24 protein-coding genes are annotated in these 18,802 nt (G+C 68.6%); 6 read left to right on the top strand and 18 right to left on the bottom strand.

The window, feature by feature from the left end; genetic code table 11:
- Nucleotides 1-114 precede the first annotated feature (114 nt).
- The 13 genes from ptsP to EVS83_RS06805 all read right to left on the bottom strand — a co-directional run bounded on the left by ptsP (nucleotide 115) and on the right by EVS83_RS06805 (nucleotide 10,118).
- Nucleotides 115-1,827 (bottom strand): phosphoenolpyruvate--protein phosphotransferase, encoded by a 1,713-nt coding sequence (ptsP, locus tag EVS83_RS06865; RefSeq protein WP_133500300.1) that lies wholly within the window; start codon nucleotides 1,825-1,827, stop codon nucleotides 115-117.
- A gap of 4 nt (nucleotides 1,828-1,831) precedes the next feature.
- Nucleotides 1,832-2,101, bottom strand: a complete 270-nt coding sequence (locus EVS83_RS06860; protein ID WP_133500299.1) for an HPr family phosphocarrier protein — start codon at nucleotides 2,099-2,101, stop codon at nucleotides 1,832-1,834.
- A 5-nt stretch (nucleotides 2,102-2,106) separates the two neighbouring features.
- Nucleotides 2,107-2,499 (bottom strand): PTS sugar transporter subunit IIA, encoded by a 393-nt coding sequence (locus EVS83_RS06855; RefSeq protein WP_133500298.1) that lies wholly within the window; start codon nucleotides 2,497-2,499, stop codon nucleotides 2,107-2,109.
- A 55-nt stretch (nucleotides 2,500-2,554) separates the two neighbouring features.
- Nucleotides 2,555-3,439 (bottom strand): RNase adapter RapZ, encoded by an 885-nt coding sequence (gene rapZ, locus EVS83_RS06850; RefSeq protein ID WP_133500297.1) that lies wholly within the window; start codon nucleotides 3,437-3,439, stop codon nucleotides 2,555-2,557.
- Nucleotides 3,433-4,383, bottom strand: coding sequence for an HPr(Ser) kinase/phosphatase (gene hprK / locus EVS83_RS06845; protein ID WP_133500296.1), 951 nt, complete (start codon nucleotides 4,381-4,383; stop codon nucleotides 3,433-3,435). Before hprK ends, rapZ begins: the two co-directional genes overlap by 7 nt.
- The gene (locus EVS83_RS06840) at nucleotides 4,380-4,841 is read right to left on the bottom strand and encodes a PTS sugar transporter subunit IIA (RefSeq protein WP_133500295.1); all 462 of its coding nucleotides are present in this window, start codon (nucleotides 4,839-4,841) and stop codon (nucleotides 4,380-4,382) included. Before EVS83_RS06840 ends, hprK begins: the two co-directional genes overlap by 4 nt.
- Before the next feature lie 6 nt (nucleotides 4,842-4,847).
- Nucleotides 4,848-5,174 carry a ribosome hibernation-promoting factor, HPF/YfiA family gene (gene hpf, locus EVS83_RS06835; RefSeq protein ID WP_133500294.1) on the bottom strand — a complete coding sequence of 109 codons (327 nt, stop codon included), beginning with the start codon at nucleotides 5,172-5,174 and terminating at the stop codon, nucleotides 4,848-4,850.
- 100 nt (nucleotides 5,175-5,274) lie between these two features.
- Entirely contained in the window at nucleotides 5,275-6,696 is a 1,422-nt protein-coding gene (locus tag EVS83_RS06830) for an RNA polymerase factor sigma-54 (protein ID WP_133500293.1), read from the bottom strand.
- Between the two features lie 72 nt (nucleotides 6,697-6,768).
- Nucleotides 6,769-7,488, bottom strand: a complete 720-nt coding sequence (lptB, locus tag EVS83_RS06825) for an LPS export ABC transporter ATP-binding protein (protein WP_133500292.1) — start codon at nucleotides 7,486-7,488, stop codon at nucleotides 6,769-6,771.
- Nucleotides 7,488-7,997, bottom strand: a complete 510-nt coding sequence (gene lptA / locus EVS83_RS06820) for a lipopolysaccharide transport periplasmic protein LptA (RefSeq protein WP_133500291.1) — start codon at nucleotides 7,995-7,997, stop codon at nucleotides 7,488-7,490. Before lptA ends, lptB begins: the two co-directional genes overlap by 1 nt.
- Nucleotides 7,981-8,538, bottom strand: coding sequence for an LPS export ABC transporter periplasmic protein LptC (gene lptC / locus EVS83_RS06815; RefSeq protein ID WP_133500290.1), 558 nt, complete (start codon nucleotides 8,536-8,538; stop codon nucleotides 7,981-7,983). The genes lptA and lptC overlap by 17 nt, the downstream gene beginning before the upstream one ends.
- Nucleotides 8,535-9,107 carry a KdsC family phosphatase gene (locus EVS83_RS06810; RefSeq protein ID WP_133500289.1) on the bottom strand — a complete coding sequence of 191 codons (573 nt, stop codon included), beginning with the start codon at nucleotides 9,105-9,107 and terminating at the stop codon, nucleotides 8,535-8,537. Before EVS83_RS06810 ends, lptC begins: the two co-directional genes overlap by 4 nt.
- A gap of 12 nt (nucleotides 9,108-9,119) precedes the next feature.
- Nucleotides 9,120-10,118, bottom strand: a complete 999-nt coding sequence (locus EVS83_RS06805) for a KpsF/GutQ family sugar-phosphate isomerase (protein WP_133500288.1) — start codon at nucleotides 10,116-10,118, stop codon at nucleotides 9,120-9,122.
- Nucleotides 10,119-10,219: 101 nt separating this feature from the next.
- On the opposite strand from EVS83_RS06805, the gene EVS83_RS06800 reads away from it, so the two are divergent.
- Nucleotides 10,220-10,459, top strand: a complete 240-nt coding sequence (locus EVS83_RS06800; RefSeq protein ID WP_133500287.1) for a BolA family protein — start codon at nucleotides 10,220-10,222, stop codon at nucleotides 10,457-10,459.
- A gap of 27 nt (nucleotides 10,460-10,486) precedes the next feature.
- Nucleotides 10,487-11,743 carry a UDP-N-acetylglucosamine 1-carboxyvinyltransferase gene (murA, locus tag EVS83_RS06795; protein WP_133500286.1) on the top strand — a complete coding sequence of 419 codons (1,257 nt, stop codon included), beginning with the start codon at nucleotides 10,487-10,489 and terminating at the stop codon, nucleotides 11,741-11,743.
- A 66-nt stretch (nucleotides 11,744-11,809) separates the two neighbouring features.
- Here the strand turns inward: murA and EVS83_RS06790 are convergent, their stop codons facing one another.
- The 5 genes from EVS83_RS06790 to purM are packed head-to-tail and all read right to left on the bottom strand — an operon-like array spanning nucleotide 11,810 to nucleotide 15,302.
- Nucleotides 11,810-12,481 carry a DUF3108 domain-containing protein gene (locus EVS83_RS06790; protein WP_133500285.1) on the bottom strand — a complete coding sequence of 224 codons (672 nt, stop codon included), beginning with the start codon at nucleotides 12,479-12,481 and terminating at the stop codon, nucleotides 11,810-11,812.
- A gap of 6 nt (nucleotides 12,482-12,487) precedes the next feature.
- On the bottom strand, nucleotides 12,488-13,192 hold the full coding sequence (locus EVS83_RS06785) for a DUF3108 domain-containing protein (RefSeq protein ID WP_133500284.1): 705 nt from the start codon (nucleotides 13,190-13,192) through the stop codon (nucleotides 12,488-12,490).
- On the bottom strand, nucleotides 13,189-13,848 hold the full coding sequence (gene purN / locus EVS83_RS06780; RefSeq protein WP_133500283.1) for a phosphoribosylglycinamide formyltransferase: 660 nt from the start codon (nucleotides 13,846-13,848) through the stop codon (nucleotides 13,189-13,191). The genes EVS83_RS06785 and purN overlap by 4 nt, the downstream gene beginning before the upstream one ends.
- A gap of 4 nt (nucleotides 13,849-13,852) precedes the next feature.
- Entirely contained in the window at nucleotides 13,853-14,254 is a 402-nt protein-coding gene (locus tag EVS83_RS06775; protein ID WP_133500282.1) for a hypothetical protein, read from the bottom strand.
- A gap of 1 nt (nucleotide 14,255) precedes the next feature.
- Nucleotides 14,256-15,302: a phosphoribosylformylglycinamidine cyclo-ligase gene (gene purM / locus EVS83_RS06770; RefSeq protein ID WP_133500281.1), complete on the bottom strand. Its 1,047-nt coding sequence runs from the start codon at nucleotides 15,300-15,302 to the stop codon at nucleotides 14,256-14,258.
- 124 nt (nucleotides 15,303-15,426) lie between these two features.
- Between purM and EVS83_RS06765 the strand changes: the two genes are divergently transcribed.
- Genes EVS83_RS06765 through EVS83_RS06750 form a run of 4 tightly spaced genes read left to right on the top strand, consistent with a single transcriptional unit; the run spans nucleotide 15,427 to nucleotide 18,800 of the window.
- Nucleotides 15,427-16,506: a DUF2066 domain-containing protein gene (locus tag EVS83_RS06765; RefSeq protein WP_133500280.1), complete on the top strand. Its 1,080-nt coding sequence runs from the start codon at nucleotides 15,427-15,429 to the stop codon at nucleotides 16,504-16,506.
- Nucleotides 16,506-17,645, top strand: coding sequence for an AI-2E family transporter (locus EVS83_RS06760; RefSeq protein ID WP_133500279.1), 1,140 nt, complete (start codon nucleotides 16,506-16,508; stop codon nucleotides 17,643-17,645). Before EVS83_RS06765 ends, EVS83_RS06760 begins: the two co-directional genes overlap by 1 nt.
- The gene (gene hda, locus EVS83_RS06755) at nucleotides 17,645-18,373 is read left to right on the top strand and encodes a DnaA regulatory inactivator Hda (protein WP_133500278.1); all 729 of its coding nucleotides are present in this window, start codon (nucleotides 17,645-17,647) and stop codon (nucleotides 18,371-18,373) included. The genes EVS83_RS06760 and hda overlap by 1 nt, the downstream gene beginning before the upstream one ends.
- A gap of 13 nt (nucleotides 18,374-18,386) precedes the next feature.
- Nucleotides 18,387-18,800: a hypothetical protein gene (locus EVS83_RS06750; RefSeq protein ID WP_133500277.1), complete on the top strand. Its 414-nt coding sequence runs from the start codon at nucleotides 18,387-18,389 to the stop codon at nucleotides 18,798-18,800.
- Nucleotides 18,801-18,802 lie beyond the last annotated feature (2 nt).

Genomic DNA, 18,802 nt, shown 5'->3' with positions numbered 1-18,802 from the left:
GAGTCGCACCCGCCGGCGTTGAACGCCGCGATATGCGACCGAGGTCAGAGGTTCATCGCCGCATTATCGCCGCGCCGTCGCGCGATCCACAATCGCTGTGTCGCGAAGGGCCGATCAGGCGGTCGCGAGCCAGCGTTCGATGGCGTCGCGATCGCGGGCGCGCAGAAGGGCGGGCAGTCGTGACTGGAGGCGCGCGTAGTCGCAGTCGCGGATGCGCTGGCGCACTTCCAGCATCGTGCCGGGATGCAGGCTGAAGTCGGTGAGGCCGAGCGCGAGCAACAGCGGCGCGTAGTCCGGCGCCGCGGCCATTTCGCCGCAGACCGCGATCGACGTCGAATGCCGTTGGGCGAGGCGGATGGTGTCGCGCAACACACGGATCACGGCGGGATGCAGCGGCGTGTAGAGCCGCCCGAGGCCTTCGTGATTGCGGTCGACCGCGAGCAGGTACTGCACGAGATCGTTCGTGCCGACCGAAAGGAAGTCGACCTCGTCGATGAACGCCGGCAGCGCGAGCGCCGCGGCCGGCACTTCGATCATGACGCCGAGCGGCACGTCCTCGCCGAGCTCATGGCCCTCGCTGCGAAGGTCCGCCGCCACCCGATCGAGTTCCCTGCGCACCAGGCGCACTTCCTCGACCGACGTCACCATCGGCACGAGCAGGCGGATGCGGCCGTACGCCGACGCGCGCAGCAATGCACGCAGCTGCGTTTCGAACAGGCCGCGACGCGCGAGCGACAGTCGCACGCCGCGCAGGCCGAGCGCGGGATTGGGTTCGTCGCGCAGCGCGAGGCCGGTGCGATCCGTTTTGTCGGCACCGACATCGAGCGTGCGGATCGTTACCGGGCGACCGCTCATGCCCATGACGACGTCGCGGTACGCGCGGAACTGTTCCTCTTCGTCCGGCAGCGCGGCACGCTGCAGGAACAGGAACTCCGTCCGGTAGAGGCCGATGCCCGCCGCGCCCAGCGAATGCGCCTCGGCCACGTCTTCCTGCGATTCCGCGTTCGCGAACAGGCGGATGTCGACGCCGTCGCGCGTGCGCGTAGGTTCGCGACGCAGGCGGGCGAGGGCGCGCTTCTCGCGCACGTGCACCTGCTCGCGATCGCGATGCGCGCGCAGGTCGTCGGCGCCGGGTTCGACGACGACCAGGCCGGTGCCGCCGTCGACGATCAACGCATCGCCGTCGTTGATGCGATCCAGCGCGCCCGAGCACTCGACCACCAGCGGCATGTGCAGGCTGCGCGCGAGGATCGCGGTATGGCCGAGCGGACTGCCGCCGGTCGTCACCAGTCCGATCACGCCCTGCGCCTGCAGCTGCGCCATTTCCGCGGGCGCCACGCTTTCGGCCACGAGGACCTCGCCGGCGAAACCGCGCAGTTCGCAATCGCGACGATGCAACGCGGCGTGCACGCGGCCGATGACCTGGTCGATGTCCTCGACGCGGCTCTTGAAGTACGGGTCGTCCATCGCCTCGAACACGGCGGCGAGGCGATCGCGCTGCACGCGCAGCGCATAGTCCGCGCTGTAGTGCCGATCGCGGACGAGTTCGTCGAGCCCATGCAGCAGCTCCGGGTCGTCGAGCATCAGCGCGTGCAGGTCGAGGAATTCGCCGACTTCCTGCGCCAGCGCGCCGTGCAGCCGCGCGCGCAATGCGTGCATCTCTTCGCGCACCGTGGCGATCGCGCGATGCAGGTGCTCGAGTTCGGCATCCGCGGCATCCGGTGCGATGTGCTGCTCGGCGATCTGCAAGGCATGCGGCAGGCGGACACGCGCACGCCCCAGCACCGTGCCGCGCGACGCGCCCTGACCGGACAGGCTCTGTCGCATGCGATCAGCTGTCCTCGTCGAAGCGGCGCTCGAACAGCGCCTGCACGGCGTCGGCCGCCGCCTGTTCGTCGTCGCCATCGACGCGCAGCTTCACCGCGGTGCCCTGGCCCGCGGCGAGCAGCATCACGCCCATGATGCTCTTGGCGTTCACTTCGCGGCCCTTGGCGAGGAGCGTGCACGCGCTGCGGTACTGCGACAGCGTCTGCACGAGCTTGGCGGTGGCCCGCGCATGCAGGCCGAGGCGGTTGGAAACGGTGAGGTCGCGTTCGATCATCGGAGTCAGGCGTCGTCGAGTTGTACGCCGTTGCGGCCACCGGCGACGGCCACGGCGGGCATTGCATCGAGGTCGAGCTCGGCGTAGTTCAGGACGCGCAGCAGCATGGGAAGGTTGAGGGCCGACACGCGCCGGATCGGCGTGCCGAGGCGCGCGAGCTTCGACGCGACGTTCGCGGGGCTCGCACCGAACAGGTCGGTGAGGATCAGCACGCCGTCGCCGCTGTCGGCGCGGCGCAGTGCGGCGCTCGCGAGCGGCAACGCGACATCGGGATCGGCGTCGAACGCGACCTCGAACACTTCGATGCGCAGCGGCAGCGGCGTGAGCAACCGCTCCGCCACGCCTCGCAGCGCGCTACCGATGCCTTCGTGGGTGACGAGCAGGATGCCGACGGCCATGGCCCGACGTTAGCAGAGCCACGTGACCGCCCGGAAGCGGCCGTTGGGACAGTCGCTAGTCGAGTTCGCGATGATGCACGGCGACTTCGGGCCAGCCCTTTTCGCGCGCGTGTTCGGCCATGCGCTCGGCCAGGAACACGGAGCGGTGGCGGCCGCCGGAGCATCCGAACGCGACCGTCGCATAGCTGCGCGTGCTGTCCGCCTGCAGGCGTGGCAGCCAGGTATCGAGGAAGCCGCTGATCTGCGAGAAGAACGCTTCGACGTCGGGTTGCTCGAGCAGGTACTTGCGAACGTCGGGATCGCGGCCGGACAGCGGGCGCAGCGATGGAATCCAGTGCGGGTTCGGCAACGCGCGGGCATCGAAGACGAAGTCGGCGTCGGTGGGTACGCCGCGACGATAGGCGAATGATTCGAACAGCAGCGACATACCGGCTTCGGCGCCGAGGCCGAACTCGGTGGTGACGTGCCGACGCAGCTGATGCACGTTCATTTCGCTGGTGTCGACGATCGCGTCGGCCAGCTGCCGCAGCGGACGCAGGACCTGGCGCTCGAGCGCGATCGCGTCGGGCAGCGACAGGCCGAGGCGGCTCAGCGGATGGCGGCGTCGCGTGTCGGCATAGCGCTTGAGAAGCACGGGATCGACGGCGTCGAAAAAGACGAGGCGCGGATCGAAACCGAGCCCGCCCACTGCCGCAAGCGCTTCCGGCACCTTGTCCAGTTCGTCGTGGCGGTTACGAACGTCGATGCCGACCGCGAGCTTGGCGGGACCGCCGTCTTCGCCACCGGTGAGGTCGGCGACGAGCTGCGGCAACAGCATCGCCGGCAGGTTGTCGACGCAGTAGAAGCCGAGATCTTCGAACGTGTTGAGCGCCACCGACTTGCCGGAGCCCGACATGCCGCTGACGAGCACCAGCGTGGCCAACGACGGTGCGCTCACGATTCGCCCCGCTCGAGGAAGTGGCTGTGCCGCGCCATGAACGCGGCGGCGGGATCGACGCCCTTCGCCCGCAGGATGTGCGTGCGTGTGGCGGCTTCGGTCAGCACGGCGAGATTGCGGCCGGGCATGACGGGCAGGGTGATCATGGGGACGTCCAGGTCCAGTACGCGGCGCGCGCCGAGGTCGCCGGTGATGCGTTCCAGCCCGCCCGGCTCGGGATGCAGCGACGGCTGCGTGAGGTGCACGATCAGCCGAAGGTACTTGTTCCGCTTGACGGCGGTGTCGCCGAACATCTGGCGGATGTTGAGCACGCCGAGGCCGCGCACTTCGAGCATGTCCTGCAGCAGTTCGGGGCAGGTGCCGTCGAGCACGTCGGGCGCGATCTGCGTGAACTCGGGCGCGTCGTCCGCGACGAGGCGATGCCCGCGCGTGACGAGCTCCAGCGCGAGTTCGCTCTTGCCCGCGCCCGATTCGCCGGTAATCAGCACGCCGATCGAATAGATCTCCATGAAGACGCCATGCAGCGTCACCCGCGGCGCGAGCTTCCGTGCGAGGTGGTACTGCAGGTGGTTCAGCAGCTCATGCCCGCGGCGCGGCGAGACCCACAGCGGCGTGTCGCTTTCCTCCGCCGCGATGCGCAGGTCTTCCGGGCAGGCCTGGCCCTTGCTGATGACAAGCGCCAGCGGGCGGAAGTCGATGATCTTCTGGATCGTTTCCCAGCGGGCACGCGAGTCGAGCGCGTCGAGCCATGCAAGCTCCTCGGTACCGAGAATCTGCACGCGGTTGGGATAGATGATGTTGAGGTAGCCCGCGAGCGAGGGACGCCGCGCGACCGTGTCGACCGACTCCAGCACGCGGTCCGCGCCGCGGCGGCCGGCGAGCCAGCGCAAGCCGAGGCGTTCGAGCTGCTGGTCGTACAGCTCGAGGGCACTGATGCGGGCGTTCACGCGTCGGTTCCGAGCAGGTGGCGGACGAGGCCGCCATTGTCGTCGGCGGCGCGCAGGGCGTCACGGAAGTCGGCGTCGGCGAAGCGCTGGGCGATCTCACCGAGCTGGGCGAGGTGGCCGGCGACGTCGTCCTCCGGCACCACCATGGCGAACAGCAGGTCGACCGGGCGCGCGTCCGGCGCCGCGAACGGCACCGGTTCCATCAGGCGGATGAAGGCGCCGCGGGCGGTGTCGAGGCTCGCCATCCGGGCATGCGGGATGGCGACCCCGTGCCCGAGCGCGGTGCTGGCGAGCTTCTCGCGCTCGCGCAGGCGCTCGGCCACCTCACCGGCGGGAAGGCCGTGCCCTTCGACCGGCCGGGCCAGCAGCGTCGCCACGTGCTCGATCACGCCATCGAGGTCGAGGGGGGCGTCGATTCGTTCGATACGTTCGCGGCTGAGCAGGTCGGCAAAGGGCATGGAGTCTCAGGCGTACTCGGCGCTGCGCGCGAGGCGCTCGCCGCGGTGGTGGTCGCTCCGCCGTTCCTTGTGCTTGAGCAGGCCACGGTCGAGCTTGTCGGCGAGATTATCGATCGCCGCGTACATGTCGACGCCCTCGGCCACCGCATGGAAGCTCCTGCCGGCCATGGTGACGGTCGCTTCGGCGCACTGCCGGTTCTTCTCGACCGACAGCACGGTCCGCACGTCGAACGGCTGGTCGAAATGTCGGCCGAGCCGATTGAAGCGGGTGGCGACGTACTCGCGCAGGGCGGGGGTGACGTCGATGTGCTGACCGTGGACTTCGATACGCATGGGCATCTCCAGACTGTCGGCAGAGGCGGCCCCATGGCCGCAGCCCCAGCATGTCACTTTCCCAGCCCGGCGTTATGACGTTCGTCAAATACTGCGTCGCTCAGGAGATGCGCACGCGGTCCTGAGACGACGGGATACTCATGGCTTCACGGTACTTGGCCACCGTGCGACGGGCGACCGGCACGCCGGCGCTCTGCAGCGACTCCGCCAGCCGCGCATCGGACAACGGCTTGCGCGGGTTCTCGGCCGAGATGAGCTGCCGGATCATCGCCTGCACGGCTGCGCTCGATGTCTCTTCCGCCGTGCCGTTGCCCACGCTCGACGCGAAGAACGCGCGCAGCGGCACCGTGCCGCGCGGCGTTCGTGCGTACTTGCGCGCGATCGCGCGGGAGACGGTGGACTCGTGCAGGCCGAGCTCCGCCGCGACTTCGCGCAACGTGAGCGGACGCAGCGCTTCGTCGCCCGCTTCGATGAAGGCGGTCTGGCGCTGCACGAGGCAGCGCGCGACGCGTAGCAGTGTTTCGCCGCGCGCTTCCACATTGCGCAGCAGCCAGCGCGCTTCCTGCAACTGCCCGCGCAGATACGCGGCGTCGCTCGACGACGTGCGCGTGATCAGCGCCTCGTAGCTTCGATTGATGCGGAGGCGCGGGCGATTGTGTTCGGCGAGCGCGACGCGCCATGCGCCATGCTGGCGCCAGATGACGACGTCCGGCGTGACGTAGCTTTCCGGCGCGACTTCGCCCAGCTGTGCGCCGGGTCGCGGGTCCATCGACAGCAGCAGCGCGACCGCGCAACTGACGTCGTCGACCGCTTCGCCGAGTTCCTGTGCGATGCCGTCGACGCCGAGGCGCGGCAAGCGCTCAAGAAAACCGTCGGCGATGCGCATCGCGATCGCGCGGCCGGGCGTGTCGGCGTCGAGCGCCGCGAGCTGCACGCACAGGGCTTCCGACACCGAGCGCGCGCCGACGCCGATCGGGTCGAAATGCTGCACGACATGCAGCACCGTGAGCACGTCCTCGACAGGTACCGGCGGTTCGATCGCGGCCGCGATGGTGTCGAGCGGCTCGCGCAGGTAGCCGTCGTCGGAAATCGCATCGATGATCGCGGCACCGATCTGCCGATCGCGTGGCGACTGGCTGCTCAGGTGCAGCTGCCACAGCAGGTGATCGTGCAGCGTTTCGCGGTCGGCGACCTGTTCGGCGAGTGAGCCGGAATCGCCGTCGCTACCGTGGCCGCCACCGCCGTCGGTCCAGCTGTCGAGCTCCGCGTCGCTCCACGTTTCGACGGGCGATGCGTCGATCTCGCTCTCCGCACCGTCGCGATCACCGTCGGTGTTGGCGACATCGGGCGTCGCGATGACGTCGCCGCCTTCGTCCCACTCGAGCAGCGGATTGCTCTCCACCGCTTCGCTCAGTTCCGCGTCTAGCTCGATCGACGACAGCTGCAGCAGGCGGATCGCCTGCCGCAGTTGAGGCGTCATCACCAGCTGTTGGCCAAGAGTGGCCTGGAGGCGCGGTTTCATCGACATGCAAGGTACACGGCGTTCCTGTCGTACGTCAGCCGTGCAGGCCGCCGCCGGTCGGGCGCCGAAGCGTTACAGTCGGAATGTCTCACCCAGGTACACGCGACGCACATCCGGATTCGCGAGGATGGATTCCGGCGAACCCTGCGCGAGCACGACACCTTCGTTCAGGATGTACGCGCGATCGCAGATGCCCAGCGTTTCGCGCACGTTGTGATCGGTGATCAGCACGCCGATGCCGCGCTCGGTCAGATGGCGAACGATGCGCTGGATTTCGCCGACCGAAATCGGGTCGACACCTGCGAACGGTTCGTCGAGCAGCATCATGCGCGGACGCGCGGCGAGCGCGCGCGCGATCTCGACGCGACGACGTTCGCCGCCCGACAGGCTGGCGCCGATCTGGTCGGCGACGTGCGTGACCTGCAGTTCGTCGAGCAGCGTGGCGAGTTCGCGCTCCCGGCCCTTGCGATCCAGGTCGTTGCGCAGCTCCAGCACCAGGCGGATGTTGTCCGCGACGCTGAGCTTGCGGAACACGGACGGTTCCTGCGGCAGGTAGCCGACGCCGTGCTTGGCGCGTGCGTACATCGGCTGCGCGGTGATGTCCTGCCCGTCGAGCAGGATCTGACCCGCATCCGCCGGCACCAGCCCGACGATCATGTAGAAGCAGGTCGTCTTGCCGGCGCCGTTCGGGCCGAGCAGGCCGACGACTTCGCCCGCTTCGAGCGTCAGGCCGAAATCGCGCACGACCTCGCGCGACTTGTACTTCTTGCGCAGACCTTCGGCACGCAGCATCAGGGTGTGCCCGCGTTCTTCGGCAGGATGCGCATCTTCACGCGACCGCCGCCCGCGGCGGCGCCGCTCGCGACCTGCCCGGTGCGCATGTTGTAGTTCACGCGATCGCCGCTCAGCGTGCCGCGCGTCTGCGTCACGTTGACGCTGCCGCTGAGCACTACGACGTCGGCCTTCATGTCGTAATCCGCTGTGGCGGAGGTCGAGCTCATCGGCGTGCCGTCGTCGAGCTGCTGGCTCATCTTCACCGGACCCCCGCGGAGGACCGCGCGCACCGCTTCGCCGTTGCGCATCGTGATCTCGGCGTTCGCCGATGTGATGCGCAGCGTGCCCTGCGTGATCGTGACGCCGCCGCCGAGCACCGTCGGTTTGCTGTCGTCGGTGGAATAGATGGCGGAGCCGCCTTCGATATCGATGGGCTGGCGACGATCGCTCGAACGCGCGAACGCGTTGCACGCGAACGCAAGCAGGGCGAGCGCGACGACGGGCGCGAGGCTAGGGCGACTTTTCATAGCGGGCCTTGAAGTTCCTGAGCTGCACCACACGGTCGTCGAGCTTCGCGTCCATGCCGTGGCCGTTGAGTATAAGTCCCGGCTGTTTCACGCTCACCGCGACCTTGGAGGTCGCACGGTTCGCATTCGGGAAGACGTCGAGTTCCTGCGTGTCCATGCGCACGGGCTGGCCGCCGGACTTGGTGCTGAGGGCGTGCACGTCGCCGCGCAGGCGGATCTCGTCGCCCTTGGCCGACACCCACGCCGTCTTGGAATCGACGGTCCACGGCGTGTCGGCGCTGCCGGCGCGCGGCGGGATGATGAAGACGGGCGTGGTCACCGACAGCGTGCGCACGTCGGGATCGCGCGTGAGCTTGGGCGCGCGGAGCGTGAACGACTCGTTGCCCTGCGCGTCGAGCGAGACGAGCTCGAAGTCGTGCAGCGTGTAGTCCGAGCGGCCGGCTTCGAGCGGGAGATCCATCGCGTTCTGTCGCCACAGCGATGCGCCGATCGCGATTGCGGCCGCGGTGAGCACGATGCCGAGAACGAGGCGCCAGTTCATGCCTGCGCTCCGAGTGCGACCGGTGCGTCCGCCAGCAGCGCATCGATGATGGATTGCGCGCGATCCTGGGCGTCGAGCAGGAAATCGCAGAACTCGCGGGCCGCGCCTTCGCCGCCGACGCGGTGCGTGCGGAATGCGGCGTCTCGCGCAACCCAGGTGTGCGCGTCGGCCGGGCACGCGGACAGGCCTACACGACGCATCACCTTCAAATCCGGAAGGTCGTCCCCCATGAAGGCGACGTCGTCGAGCGTGATGCCGAGAGACTTCGCGATGCCTTCCACGCACGCCAGCTTGTCGCCGACGCCGGAGCAGGCGCGCACACCGAGTTCCGCGGCGCGACGCTCCACGACGGGGCTCGTGCGCGCCGTCACCAGTGCGACTTCGATGCCCGCACGTCGCAGCAGTACCACGCCCTGGCCGTCGTGGACGTGGAAGGCTTTCGCTTCGCCGCCATTGCTGTCGTAAACGAGGCGGCCATCGGTGAGCGTGCCGTCGACGTCGAAGCACGCGAGGCGCACGCGTCGGGCGCGGTCGCGCAGATCGGCGAGGGCGGAGGGGTCGGTCGTCATGCGTATCGGCCCTTAAACCACCCGGGCTCGCAACAGGTCGTGAATGTTGAGGGCGCCAACGACGCGGCCCTCACCATCGACGACGAGCAGGCCGTTGATCTTGTGCTGTTCCATCACGTGCGCGGCTTCGACGGCGAGAACATCCGCGCCGATCGTGCGCGGCCGGTGCGTCATCACCTGTTCGATCGTCGCGCTACGCAGGTCGAGCTTCGCGTCGTCGAGCGTGCGGCGCAGGTCGCCGTCGGTGAACACGCCGAGCAGGCGACCGGTGTCGTCGGCCACCGCGGTGAGGCCCAGGCGTTTGCGGCTCATCTCGACCAGCGCTTCGCTCACCGAAGCGGTCGGACGCACGACGGGGAGATCGTCGCCCGCATGCATCACGTCGGAGATGTGCAGGAGCAGGCGGCGGCCGAGCGCACCCGCCGGATGCGAACGGGCGAAGTCGTCGGCAGTGAACCCGCGCGCTTCGAGCAGCGCGACGGCGAGCGCATCGCCCATCGCGAGCGAGGCGGTGGTGCTGGACGTCGGCGCGAGATGCAACGGGCAGGCCTCGGCAGGGACGGACACGTCGAGGTGCACGTCGGCCTCGCGCGCCATCGTCGACGCGGGCCGGCCCGTCATCGCGATCACGCGATTGCCCTGGCGCTTGAGCACCGGCATCAGGGTGAGGATCTCGTCGCTCTCGCCGGAGTAGGAGAGGGCGAGCACGACGTCGGCGTCGGTGATCATGCCGAGGTCGCCATGCGCGGCTTCACCCGGGTGCACGAAGAATGCCGGAGTGCCGGTCGAGGCCAGCGTCGCGGCGATCTTGCGGGCGATATGGCCCGACTTGCCCATGCCGATGCAGACGACGCGGCCGCGGGCCTGCAGCACCAGCCGGCAGGCGTCGGCGAAGCCGCCGTCCAGGCGTGCGGAAACGGCCGCGAGCGCCTCGGCTTCGACCGTGAAGACGCGGCGGCCGCTGGCCGGGAAATCGATGTCGCCGTGCGCCGGCGCGATGGGATCCGCCATTTCGGACAGGGGGGCTTTCCGCTAGGCTAAGTCGCCCAGTTTAAGCGGTCCGGCCGGTCCACGCCCGTGGCACCGTCTCCCCGCCGTTTCCAAGGCATTCCGTGAACCCCGAAACCATCCGCCACCTCATCGAGCAGGGCCTGCCCGGCGCACGCGCCGACGTGCGGGGCGACGACGGCGTCCATTTCGAAGCCACCGTCGTGAGCGACGCATTCCGCGGCAAGCTGCCGCTGGCCCGGCATCGCATGGTCTACGCGACGCTCGGCGACCGCATGGGCGGCGAGATCCACGCGCTGCAGCTCAAGACCGTGACCCCCGAGGAAGCCGGCGCCGCCGGCTGAGCCTCCCACCTCTTCCAGACCCTCTCCATGCAGAAGATCGTTGTCGAAGGCGGTACGCCGCTGAACGGCGAAGTCCGTATTTCCGGCGCCAAGAACGCCGTCCTCCCGATCCTCTGCGCGACGCTGCTCGCCGACGGCCCGGTCACGCTGCGCAACGTGCCGCACCTGCACGACGTGCACACGACGACGCGGCTGCTCGCGGAACTCGGCGCTCGCGTCGGCGATGCCGGCCCGGGCGTCGTCACCGTCGATCCGACCACGGTGCACAGCCAGGTCGCGCCGTACGAACTGGTCAAGACGATGCGCGCGTCGGTGCTCGTGCTCGGCCCGCTGCTGGCGAAGTACGGACATGCCGAGGTCTCGCTCCCCGGCGGCTGCGCCATCGGTTCGCGACCGGTCGACCTGCACATCAAGGGCCTGCAGGCGTTGGGCGCGCAGATCAGCGTCGAGAACGGCTTCATCAAGGCGCGGGCCGACAAACTCGTCGGCGCACGCCACGTATTCGACATCGTCAGCGTCGGCGCGACCGAGAACGTGCTGATGGCGGCGGTGATCGCCGAAGGCCGCACGGTGCTCGAGAACGCGGCGATGGAGCCGGAGATCGTCGATCTCGCGGATTGCCTCGTCGCGATGGGTGCCAACATCACCGGTGCGGGCACGGGGCGCATCGTCGTCGAAGGCGTCGAGCGCCTGCACGCCGCCGAGCACACGGTCGTCGCCGATCGCATCGAAGCGGGCACGTTCCTCGTGGCTGCGGCGATGACGGGTGGCCGTGTCACGCTTACGCACGCACGTCCGGACACGATGGACGCCGTGCTGGACAAGCTCAAGGAAGCCGGCGCGGAACTCGACTGCGACGGTGACCGCATCATGATCGACATGAAGGGTCGTCGCCCCAAGCCCGTCAACATCACGACGGCGCCGCACCCGGGTTTCCCGACCGACATGCAGGCGCAATTCATGGCGCTCAACTGCGTGGCCGACGGTGTTGCGGTGATCAACGAAACGATCTTCGAAAACCGCTTCATGCACGTCAACGAACTGCTGCGCCTCGGTGCGGACATCCACGTCGATGGGCATACGGCGGTGGTGCGCGGCGTTGCGCGCCTGAGCGGTGCGCCGGTGATGGCGACGGACCTGCGTGCGTCGGCGTCGCTGATCCTCGCCGGTCTGGTGGCCGACGGCTCGACGACGATCGATCGCATCTACCATCTCGACCGCGGCTACGAGAACATCGAGCAGAAGCTGTCGGGTCTGGGTGCGAAGATCTCGCGCATTCGCTGATCGACATCCGGATACGAAAAAAGCCCCGCCGAAGCGGGGCTTTTTCTTTTTACGCGTTCGACGCGATTACTGCGCGATGCGCAGGTCGATCGTGTCGCCGCCGTTGACCTGCATGATGCGCACCGGCACGGGCACGCCCGGCACCACCCACAGCGTCACCTTCTTGTCGCCCGACGTGCTGACGACCTTCGTCGCCTGCTGCGACTTGCCGCCGACAGTGACGTTTTCCTTGCCCGCGACCGAATACGTCAGGTCGCGCGCCTTGCCGTTGTCGACCAGGCGGTAGCGCAGCGGCTTGCCGGCGACGGCGTCACGCGCGATCGCAAGGTTCACCAGCAGCGCGTCGAGATCGCCCTTCTGCAGCTTGATCGGACCCGCGCGGTCCGGCTTCACGTCGCCCGACCACGTCGCGACGCCCTTCGACCAGTCGTACGTCGCCTTCCGGTTCGACTTCTTGATCAGCAGCTTGTTGCTGTCGCTGCCCGAGAGAGGACGCAGCACGCCGCCGTCCTCGTCGAACACCGTGGTCTGCACGAGGTCGGCGAGCTGGTTGCGGATCTCGAGGGTGTAACGCCACTGGCCGTTGCCGGCGGATTCGATCGCCATGCGACCGGTCGCCTTCATGCCCATGTAGTCCGCCTGGTACGGCGCGCTGAACGGCTGCGCAGCGAACGCGGGCAACGCGGCGAGGGCGAGCGAGGCGGCCAGCATGGCGCCGCGGAGGAACGTCTTCGTCATGTTGGATCAGGCTCCCTTGTATTCGATGAGGCGAAGGTCGTACGTGTCTTCGCCGTTTTCACGCTGCAGGATGCGGATCGGCGTCGGAACGCCTTCCGCGACCCAGATGGATGTCTGCTCGTCGCCCGATTGCACACGGTCGACGCGCAGGGCGCTGTACTGCAGTTCGCCGACGCTCATCGTTTCCGGGTCGGTCGCCACCGTGTAGCGCTGCACGCGCGCACGACCGCTGTCGACGTACCGGTACTGCAGCGTCTGCCCGGGCTGGGCGTCACGGATCACCGCGAGGTTGATCAGAAGGCCGCTCATGTCCCCGGGCTGCAGTGGCACCGGCGCCTGTCGGGTCTTCTTCACATCCCCGGTCCAGGTCGCGCGTTGCGAGGACCAATCGTAGACACCGGTCGTCTGCTTCCGCGTGAACAGCATCTTCCGGAGCGTGCTCTGCGCCAGCGGGCGATAGCCGCCGTTCACCTCGTCGAAGACGGTGCTCTGCTGCGCGTTCAAGCCGGCGAGGCCGATCAGCCCCTTGCCGTCCATGATCAGGTCGACACGCCAGCGCGCGCCGTCGGGCACCACTTCGAGCGTCGCGACGCCGAGGTTGTGGCCGCCGCGGTAGACGTCGTAGGTCGCGTGGAACGGCTGCACGGCCAGCGCCGTCCCGCTGAGGGCGAGCAGGGCGAAGCCGAAAGCGAGCATCGCGATGCGGGTCACGTGTCCATCTCCCGAAGGTCCATGCCGGCCAGGCGCAACGGCGCGCGCAGCGGGCGACCGTCGAACTGTACGGACGCGCCGTCGAGGGAAAGCCGACGCGAGGTGAACAGCTGCAGCGTCGCGATCAGAAGCGGGTGTTCGCGATCGAGCACGCGCGCCGCGAGCGCGTCTTCGTCATCGCCCGCAAGTACGGGCACCGTCGCCTGTGCGATCACCGGCCCGCCATCGAGTTCGGCCGTCACGAAATGGACGCTGCAGCCGTGTTCGGTCACGCCATCGGCTAGGGCTTGAGCATGCGTACGCAGGCCCTTGTGCAGCGGCAGGAGCGACGGATGGATGTTGATCATGCGGCCGTGCCACGCCTCGACCTCGGCGGCGCCGAGCAGCCGCATGTATCCGGCGCAGACGATGAGGTCGGGCTGAACGGCCGCGACCTCAGCGAACAGCGCGGCGTCGAACGCCTCACGTGTTTCGAACGAAGACGGCGACACGGCGACAGCCGGGATCCCGGCATCGCGCGCGCGCTGCAGCGCGAGGGCCTTGCGACGATCGGAAAACACGCCGACGACGGACGCGTCGAGCGCGCCGTCGCGGATTGCGTCGAGGATCGCCTGGAGGTTGCTGCCGCGGCCGGAGGCGAGGACGGCGATACGCATGGCGTCAGGCGAACGCGCCGCGAACGGACGGGCGCGTGAGCAGGATGAGCGTAAAGACGCCGAGCACTGTGCCGAACGGCATGAACATGCATTCCACGCCGGCGATCACAAGGCAGAGCGTGTGGCGTCGACGCGCGCGCAGGCAGCGCCCCGCGTAAGCGACGAGGCCGGCGGTGACGAGTCCGCACAGCACGAGGAAACTGCCGATCAGAAGAAACATCCAGCCGAACAACGGGGGCGGCGGATTAGTCGCATCGAGGCTGCCGTTGATTGCCGCGATACCGATCGCGACATGGATCAGCGGAAACAGCGAGAACAGTCCGATCAGTCCGGCGGCGATGAAATGAAACAGGCCGAGCAGATGCAGCTGACGGAGTTCCTCGTCATAGACGGGTGCCGTTGCCACGTCACCCGATCCGTACGCGCTCACCGCTCGCCCGCGTCACCTTGCCGATTTCACGATGCGCGAGGCCGAGGCGTTGCAGGTCGCCCGACACCGCGGCGACGTCCCCCGGCGCGACGACCAGCACGAAGCCGACGCCGCAGTTGAAGGTGCGCCACATCTCGTCGTCGGCGACCGCGCCTTCGCACTTGAGCCAGTCGAACACCGGCGGCAGCACGATCGCGCTGGCGTCGATGTCGAGGCCGAGGCCGTCCGGGATCACGCGGATGATGTTCTCGGTGAGGCCACCGCCGGTGATGTGCGCCATCGCGTGCAGGTCGTGCTTGCCGAGCAGTTCGAGGATCGGCTTCACGTAGAGCTGGGTCGGTGCCATCAGCGCGTCGACGAGCTTCACGCCGCCGACGTCGAGGTCGGCCGGTCGGCCCGCGCGGTCGTAGATGCGACGCACCAGCGAATAGCCGTTCGAATGCGGACCGCTGGAGGCGATGCCGATGAGCACGTCGCCTTCGCGTACCTTCGAGCCGTCGAGCAGCTTCGACTTCTCGACCGCCGCGACGCAGAAGCCGGCGAGGTCGTAGTCGCCCGGCGCGTACATGTCCGGCATTTCGGCCGTCTCGCCACCGATCAGCGCGCAGCCGGAGAGTTCGCAGCCCTTGGCGATGCCGCCGACCACGGCGACGGCCGTCTCCACGTCGAGCTTGCCCGTCGCGAAGTAGTCGAGGAAGAACAGCGGCTCGGCGCCCTGCACCAGCACGTCGTTGACGCACATGGCGACCAGGTCGATGCCGATGGTGTCGTGGCGGTTCAGCTGCTGCGCGAGCTTGAGCTTCGTACCGACGCCGTCTGTGCCGGACACCAGCACCGGCTCCTTGTACTTGCCGGAGAGGTCGAACAGCGCGCCGAAGCCGCCGAGGCCGCCCATCACTTCCGGACGGAAGCTGCGCTTGACCAGCGGCTTGATGCGCTCGACCACCTCGTTGCCCGCGTCGATGTCGACGCCCGCCTCGCGATAGGTGAGCGGGGCACGGTCGGGGGCGTTCGACTGGGACACGGCGGTCTCGAAGGCGTCGGGGAAGCCCGCGATTCTACCAGCCGCGCCCGGCCGCACCGGCCGCCGTGGACGGCCCGCCGGCAGTCCGGCACCATGTCCGGCCAGTCCACGAGCTCCCCCGGCGATGGCGCGCACGTATCGACTTCTCACCGTTTTCCTGTTCCTCGCCGCATTCAGCACGGCGGTCTTCGCGCAACGCGTCGAAGGCGACCGCGCCCGCGCGTCGGGTGCGTATGCGACGGAAGTCGTCGTCACCAACCAGAGCGATGCGCAGCGCAACACGGGTTTCGCCCGCGGCCTCTTGCAGGTCCTGCAGCGCATGACCGGCGATCGGGCGATCAACCAGCGCCCCGGCGTCGGTGATGAGCTGCGCAACGCCAAGGCCTACGTCGATCACTACGACTACCGACAGGACGAAGGCGTCAGCGCGACCGGCGCGCCGTCGTTCAACACGACCCTCGTCGTGCAGTACGACGCGAAGAAGGTCGACGAGATGATCGCGACGCTCGGCCTGCCGATGTGGCCGCAGCCGCGGCCCAAGCCGGTGCTCTGGCTCGCGATCGACGATGGCTCGGGTCCGCGCCTCGTCGGGCTCGACAAGGCCAACGCCGCGCGCCCGGTGCTCGATCGCGCCAAGCAGCGCGGTTACGCGCTCGGCCTGCCCGCGGGCAACGCGGCGGAGCAGGCGCTGGTCGGCTCGATCTGGCGGGGCGATGCCGCGGCGATCTCGCGCGCATCCGCCAAGTACGCACCGCCCATGCAACTGATCGGCAAGATGTATCGCGCGATCGCCGGCGGCTGGCAGGTCGAGTGGACCTTCCTCGACAACGGCAAGCAGCTCGCCAAGTCGTCGACCTACGACCGCGACGCACGCCGCGCGATGTCCGGCGGCGCCGACATCGCCGCCGACGCGCTCATCCGCAAGTACGCCAAGCCCGGCAAGGCGCTCGGCCCGGCCGGCACGTACACGATCACGTTCACTGGCGTGAACAGCACCGACGACTTCATCCGCCTCGCCGCCTACCTCGAGAAGGTCGCGGTGGTGAAACGTGCGACGCCGGTCCGCGCGACGCCCGAGGGCCTCACCTACGAACTCGAACTCGTCAGCGGCGTCGCCGGCTTCTCGCGCATCGCGACGCGCGACGGCGTGGTCGAAGCCGTGGGTGACGGCGACGACTCCACCACCACATTCCACCTGCGCTGATGGAGCACGCCACGCCGCTGGAGGAGATCGCACGCTTCCTGCGGCGCGTGCAGTGGGCGTTCGTCGTCGTCGCCGCGCTGTGGCTGCTCGGCATCCTCGCCTCAGTGCTGACGCCGTTCGTGATCGCGGCGCTGCTCGGCTGGCTGGGCGATCCGATCGTCGATCGTCTCGAAGCGCGCGGCATGTCGCGCGGCGCGGCGGTCGGCATCGTCTTCAGCGTGATGACGGTGATCTTCGTGCTCGTGCTGCTCCTGCTGCTGCCGATGGTGCAGCGACAGGTGCTGACGCTCGTCGAGTCGCTGCCGCGCTACAGCGCCTGGATCGGCGACACGCTGGTGCCGTGGATCGAAGCGCGCACGCGCATCGACGTCGACCGCTATCTCGACGTCGGCTACCTCACGAACCTGGTGCGCGAGCATTGGGAAAGCGCGGGCGGCATCGCCAAGACGGTGTTCGGTTACGTCACGCGTTCGGGTTCGATGCTGCTCGGCATCATCGTCAACGCCGTGCTGGTGCCGGTGCTCGCGTTCTTCTTCCTGCGCGACTGGGATGCGCTGATCGAGCGCTTCGCGTCGCTGATCCCGCCGCGCCATCTGCCGATCGTGACGCGCCTGGCGCGTGAGTCCGATGCGGTGCTCGGCGGCTTCCTGCGCGGGCAGTTCATGGTGATGCTGATCCTCGGCGTGATGTACGCCGTGGGCCTGCAGATCATCGGCCTCGATCTCGGCATCCTGATCGGCATGATCGCCGGCATGCTGACGTTCGTGCCTTATGTCGGCCCGGCGACCCTGCTGATCTTCGGCGGCATCGCGTCGCTGGTGCAGTTCGGTGACTGGCAGCACTTCGGCGGCGTGCTGGTCGTGTTCGTGGTCGGCCAGCTGTTCGAAAGCTACTGGCTGACTCCGAAGTTCGTCGGCAACCGCATCGGCCTGCATCCGATGGCGGTGATCTTCGCGGTGCTTGCGGGCGGCCAGCTGTTCGGCGTCCTCGGCATGTTGCTCGCCTTGCCGGTCGCGGCGGTCGCCAACGTGCTGCTGCGCTATGCGCAGGAACGCTACCGCGCGAGCCGCCTGTACGCGGGCGACGCATCGCCGGTCGTGATCATCGAGCGGCCGGGCGGGGACGCCGGAACGATCTGATGGCGACGTCGCGTCAGGTTCCGCAGCTGCCGCTGGCGCTGCGGTCGCCGCCCGACCAGCGGCTGGATACGTTCGTCGGTGCGCCCGACGGCGCGATCGCGTTGCTCGACGCCTGTGCGCAGGGCACAACGAACGACTGGGTTTTCGTCAGCGGTCCGAATGGCTCCGGCAAGACGCATCTGCTGCTCGGCGCGTGTGCGCAGGCGTTGGCGAGCGCACGACGCCCCGCCTACCTCTCGCTCGTCAGCGCCGCCGGCCGACTGCGCGACGCGCTGCATGCGTTCGAAGGCATGGATCTCGTCGCGCTCGACGATCTCGACGCGATCGCCGGCGACCGCGACGACGAGGTCGCGCTGTTCGACTTCCACAACCGCGCGCGCGCGCAAGGCGCCAATGTCGTCTACGCGGCGACCGCCCGGCCCGACGCGCTGCAGCTCGTGCTGCCGGACCTGCGTTCGCGGCTCGGGCAGTGCATCGGCATCCCGCTGACGCCGCTGGATGACGACGGACGGCGCGACGTGTTGCGACAGCGCGCACAGCGCCGGGGGCTGGCCGTCGACGACGCTGCGCTCGACTGGCTGATGCGCCGCGTGGGACGCGACCTCGGCAGTCTCACGCAGTTGTTCGACCAGCTCGACCGCGCCGCGCTTGCCGCGCAGCGCCGCCTCACAGTGCCGTTCCTGCGCGAAACGCTCGGTCGCGAGCCGGACGCGCGTCCCGACCCCTGACCACGAGACCGTCATGACCCTGCGCCTCGACATTGCACCTGCCGCGGAAACCGCCCGTGACTACGCCGAGGACGCGGTGCGCAACATGCTCAAGGTCTATGGCGTGCGGCTCGATTATTCGGTCGATTCGCTGCAGCACGTCGATCGCGTGCTTGCCGAGTGGCGTGACGGCGGCGCACCGCTGGAAGCGGTCAACAAGTCGCTGTACGCGTTCGGCAGCTACGCGGGCGAGGTGTTGCGCGAGCAGGAACCGGGCCGCTGGATCGCGCCGCCGGAGGCGCAGCACGGCAACCTGGACACGCTGTTCCTCTTCGTGCGCCTGTTCGACGGACGCGAATGGCCGGCGATCGCGCGGGCGGTCGACACGTTCCTGAATCCCGAAGCCACGACGCTGCATGCGTCGCTGAGCGCGCTGCTCGCGAGCTGAAA

This window comes from Cognatilysobacter terrigena (assembly GCF_004361065.1).
Lineage (GTDB): Bacteria > Pseudomonadota > Gammaproteobacteria > Xanthomonadales > Xanthomonadaceae > Cognatilysobacter > Cognatilysobacter terrigena.
Note: the sequence above shows the minus strand (reverse complement) of the source record. Positions and strands in the feature narration are given on the sequence as shown.